Raw genomic sequence first — 4,314 nt, 5'->3', positions numbered from 1 at the left:
TCTCTCGAGAGCGCCGGGTACGTGCGCGCGGCCGACGGCGAGGATGCCGACGTCGTCGTGATCAACACCTGTGCCGTTCGCGACAACGCCGCCGGCAAGCTGTACGGCACCCTCGGCCACCTGAAGGCCCGCAAGGACGCCCGCGCCGGCATGCAGATCGCCGTCGGGGGATGTCTCGCCCAGATGGACAAGCAGGTCGTCCTCGACAAGGCGCCGTGGGTCGACGTCGTCTTCGGCACGCACAACATGGGCTCCCTTCCGACCCTTCTCGAGCGCGCACGCCACAACGGCGATGCCGAGCTCGAGATTCTCGAGTCGCTCGAAGTGTTCCCCTCGACGCTCCCGACCAAGCGCGACAGCACCCACAGCGGCTGGGTGTCGATCTCCGTGGGCTGCAACAACACCTGCACGTTCTGCATCGTGCCGAGCCTGCGCGGCAAAGAGCGCGACCGGCGACCCGGAGACATCCTCAGCGAGATCAAGCTGCTGGTCGATGACGGCGCCATCGAGGTGACGCTCCTCGGTCAGAACGTCAACAGCTACGGCGTCGAGTTCGGCGACCGGGAGGCGTTCGGCAAGCTCCTGCGTGCCGCCGGCGAGATCGACGGTCTCGAGCGCATCCGCTTCACGAGCCCCCACCCCGCCGCGTTCACCGACGATGTCATCGACGCGATGGCCGAGACCGGTTCTGTCATGCCGCAGCTGCACATGCCGCTGCAGTCCGGCTCCGACCGCATCCTGAAGGCCATGCGCCGCTCGTACCGCAGCGAGCGCTTCCTCGGCATCCTCGACAGGGTGCGCGCCCGCATCCCGCACGCGGCGATCACGACCGACATCATCGTCGGCTTCCCGGGCGAGACCGACGAGGACTTCGAGGACACCCTGCGCGTCGTCGAGCAGGCACGCTTCGCGAGCGCGTTCACCTTCCAGTACTCGATCCGCGAGGGTACGCCGGCGGCCACTATGCCCGACCAGGTGCCGAAGGCGGTCGTGCAGGAGCGCTACGAGCGCCTCGTCGCGCTGCAGGACCGCATCTCCCTCGAGGAGAACCAACGCCAAGTGGGACGCACCGTCAACGTGCTCGTCTCCACCGGTGAGGGCAAGAAGGATGCCGCGACCCTGCGTCTGACCGGGCGCGCCGAAGACAACAGGCTCGTGCACTTCGCGGTGCCCGCCGGTTCGCCCGAACCGCGCCCGGGCGACGTCGTGACCGTCGAGATCACGCAGGCGGCGCCGTTCTACCTCCTCGCCGACGGCGAGCAGGGCGCCCTGCGCATCCGTCGCACCCGTGCCGGTGACGCCTGGGATCGCGGGCAGGCGGAGGCGTGCGGCATCCCGTCGCCCCATGGCGAGTCCGCACCGGGCGCGCCCGTGCGGCTGGGGCTGCCCACGCTCCGCGTCGGGGTGTGAGCGGCCGCGTCATCGCGGTCGTCGGCGCCACCGGCACCGGCAAGAGCGATCTGTCGCTGCGGCTCGCCGACCACCTCGCCGCGACCGGCGGTGCCGCCGAGATCGTGAACGCCGACGCGATGCAGCTCTACCGCGGCATGGACATCGGCACCGCCAAGCTCACGGTCGCCGAGCGCCGCGGCATCCCGCATCACCTGCTCGACGTGCTCAGCGTGCGAGACGACGCCGCGGTCGCCTGGTACCAGACCGAGGCTCGGCGTCTCATCGATGAGATCCACGCGCGCGACGCCGATGCGATCCTCGTCGGCGGCTCGGGACTCTACGTCTCCGGCGTGATCTACGACTTCCGCTTCCCCCCGCGCGACGAGGCGGTGCGCGAGCGCCTCGAGGCGGAGCTCTCGGAGGACGGACCCGGCGTGCTGTTCGCGCGTCTGCGCGATCTCGACCCGGCCACGGCGCAGCGCATCGACCCGGCCAACGGGCGGCGCATCGTGCGCGCGCTCGAAGTGCTGGCGCAGGGCAAGGCGACGCACGGTGCAGCGCTTCCCGATGCCCCGGTGCTGTGGCGCGCGGACACCCTGCTCATGGCCCCCGGGGTCGCGCGCGACGAGCTCGTCGTCCGCCTCGACGCCCGCGTCGAGCGGATGTGGCGCGACGGCATCGTCGCCGAGGCCGAACGGCTGCGCGCCGACGGACTCGACGAGGGCGTCACCGCGCGCCGCGCGATCGGCTACGCACAGGCGCTCGATCAGCTCGACGGCGTGCTCACCGAGGCTGAGGCGATCGCCCAGGCCCAGGCGCTCACCCGCCGTTATGCGCGGCGGCAGGTGTCCTGGTTCCGCCGCTACGACGGTCTTGCGTGGGTCGAGCCGGATGCCGCGGCATCCGACGCCCTCGACGCGGCCCTCGCACGGCGCCCGTAGACTCGACCCATGCCCGCATTGCCGTTCACCAAAGGCCAGGGGACCGGCAACGATTTCGTGATCATCGCCGACCCCGACGGCGTCGTCGACCTCTCCGACGCCCAGGTCGCGGCTCTCACCGACCGCCGCTTCGGCATCGGCGCCGACGGAACGCTGCGTGTCGTGCGCTCCGCGGCGATCGCCGAGGGCGCCAAGGCGGCGGCATCGGGAGTCGAGTGGTTCATGGACTACCGCAACGCGGACGGCTCGGCGGCGGAGATGTGCGGCAACGGCATCCGTGTCTTCGCCCGCTACCTCGAGCAGGCGGGACTCGCGACGTTCGGCGAGCAGCGCATCGGCACGCGCGCCGGCGTCAAGACCGTGCGTCGCGACGGCGACGGCTTCGAGGTCGACCTGGGTGTGTTCGTCGTCGACGAGACCGACGTTCTGGTGCAGGCCAAGGGTCTGCCGGTGGCGCGACCCGGTCTTGGCATCGACGTGGGCAACCCGCACGTGGTCGTCGCACTTCCTTCGCATGACGAGCTCGACGGCCTCGAGCTGGCGTACGTTCCCCAGCTGACGCCCGCACCGGCGGCGGGCGCGAACGTCGAGTTCGTCGTTCCGGGAGAGCCTCTCGTGGTGGACGGGGTCGGTTCCATCCGCATGCGGGTGTTCGAGCGCGGTGTCGGCGAGACGCTCAGCTGCGGCACCGGCGTCGCCGCCGCGGCCCTCGCTGTGCGCCATTGGGCGGGCCCCGCCGCCCCCGACCGCTGGCGCGTCGCCGTGCCGGGCGGCGAACTCGGCGTGCGGGTCGTCGACGGTCACGTGCTGCTCTCCGGCCCAGCCGTGCTCACCTACACGGGCGAGGTCGCCCTCGCCTGAACGGCGGGTGCTCCGGGCGAGGTCGCGCTCGCCTGACCGGCGGGTGCGCGTTCGACGGACGTCGCTCGCGGCGGGCTATCGCCTCGAGCGCGACCGCGGGGAATCGGCCGACAAGCGCCCGATCAGTCGACCGGGTAGGGCAGCTCGATCGCCTCGGTCGGCGGGGTGCCGTGTCGGCGCACCTTGAGGACGCGGTACCCCCGCGCGGTCGCCGCGCGGTGCACGCTGTAGCCCATGGGGAAGGTCGCCGAGATCCACCGCTGCAGGGAGTCCGACCCGAGGTTGCGGGCGACGACGAACCAGCCGTCGGAGCGCTCGTCGAGCCGCGGGATCCAGCGCTCGAGCATGTCGTGCAGCTCGTTCTTGCCGACGCGGATGGGCGGGTTCGACCGGATCGTGCGGAACACCACGTCGTCGGGAACATCGTCGGGCGTCACCGCGTTGACGTTCTCGAGGCCCAGGCGCTCCGCGGTGGCGCGGACGAGTCCGAGGGCCCGCTGGTTGACATCGACCGCCCAGATGGTGGCGCGCGGCGACTCGATCGCCAGCGACAGTGAGATCGGACCCCACCCGCAGCCGAGGTCGAGGAAATGACCTCCGGGAGGCGGCGGGGGCGTGTTCGCCAGCAGCACGGACGTTCCGGCGTCGAGGCGATCGGGACTGAACACGCCGTTCGCGGTCGTCACCTGCACGTCGCGTCCCGCGAGCGTCACGGTGATCAGCCGCTGCTGTTCGGGACTGGCCGGAGACGCACTGAAGTAGTGGTCGCTCGGCATGGTGCGAGCGTAGCGGAGAGCGCGTCTGGGCGGGAGGCTAGAGTGAGCGGATGCCGCGGCCACGGGGCATCCTCGAAAGGAATTGATGACGGACGACATCGACACCGCGCACGCGAGTCGACAGGATGACGCCGTGGAGCGGGTGCTCGCTCGGGCGGAGGCGCGGGCGGGAGTGCGTCGCTTCGACGAGCTCGGGTCCGCGCAGGCTCTGCAGGACGCGTCGACCGCGTACGGCGGCGAGACCGACGGCGAGCAGTGGGACCGTGAGGAGCGTGCCGCGCTGCGGCGTGTACCCGGGCTCTCGACCGAGCTCGAGGACGTCACCGAGGTCGAGTACCGGCAGC

The 4,314-nt window shown here is 71.4% G+C and carries 4 protein-coding genes and 1 pseudogene; 4 read left to right on the top strand and 1 reads right to left on the bottom strand.

Annotated elements, in window-relative coordinates:
- From miaB to dapF, 3 genes are all read left to right on the top strand, one after another.
- Positions 1-1,410, top strand: a 1,410-nt coding sequence (miaB, locus tag ASG00_RS10490; protein ID WP_235559486.1) for a tRNA (N6-isopentenyl adenosine(37)-C2)-methylthiotransferase MiaB, incomplete at its 5' end; no start/stop codon positions are given.
- Positions 1,407-2,333, top strand: a complete 927-nt coding sequence (gene miaA, locus ASG00_RS10485; protein ID WP_056209374.1) for a tRNA (adenosine(37)-N6)-dimethylallyltransferase MiaA — start codon at positions 1,407-1,409, stop codon at positions 2,331-2,333. The genes miaB and miaA, both read left to right, overlap by 4 nt.
- A gap of 9 nt (positions 2,334-2,342) precedes the next feature.
- Entirely contained in the window at positions 2,343-3,194 is an 852-nt protein-coding gene (dapF, locus tag ASG00_RS10480; RefSeq protein WP_056209372.1) for a diaminopimelate epimerase, read from the top strand.
- A 122-nt stretch (positions 3,195-3,316) separates the two neighbouring features.
- Here the strand turns inward: dapF and ASG00_RS10475 are convergent, their stop codons facing one another.
- Positions 3,317-3,970 carry a class I SAM-dependent methyltransferase gene (locus tag ASG00_RS10475; protein ID WP_056209370.1) on the bottom strand — a complete coding sequence of 218 codons (654 nt, stop codon included), beginning with the start codon at positions 3,968-3,970 and terminating at the stop codon, positions 3,317-3,319.
- 85 nt (positions 3,971-4,055) lie between these two features.
- Between ASG00_RS10475 and ASG00_RS18075 the strand changes: the two are divergent.
- Positions 4,056-4,314 (top strand): annotated as a pseudogene (locus ASG00_RS18075) (GTPase HflX); the annotation flags it as partial.

This window comes from Microbacterium sp. Leaf351, assembly GCF_001423825.1.
Taxonomy (GTDB): domain Bacteria; phylum Actinomycetota; class Actinomycetes; order Actinomycetales; family Microbacteriaceae; genus Microbacterium; species Microbacterium ginsengisoli.
This window is presented reverse-complemented; position numbering and strand designations above follow the sequence as displayed.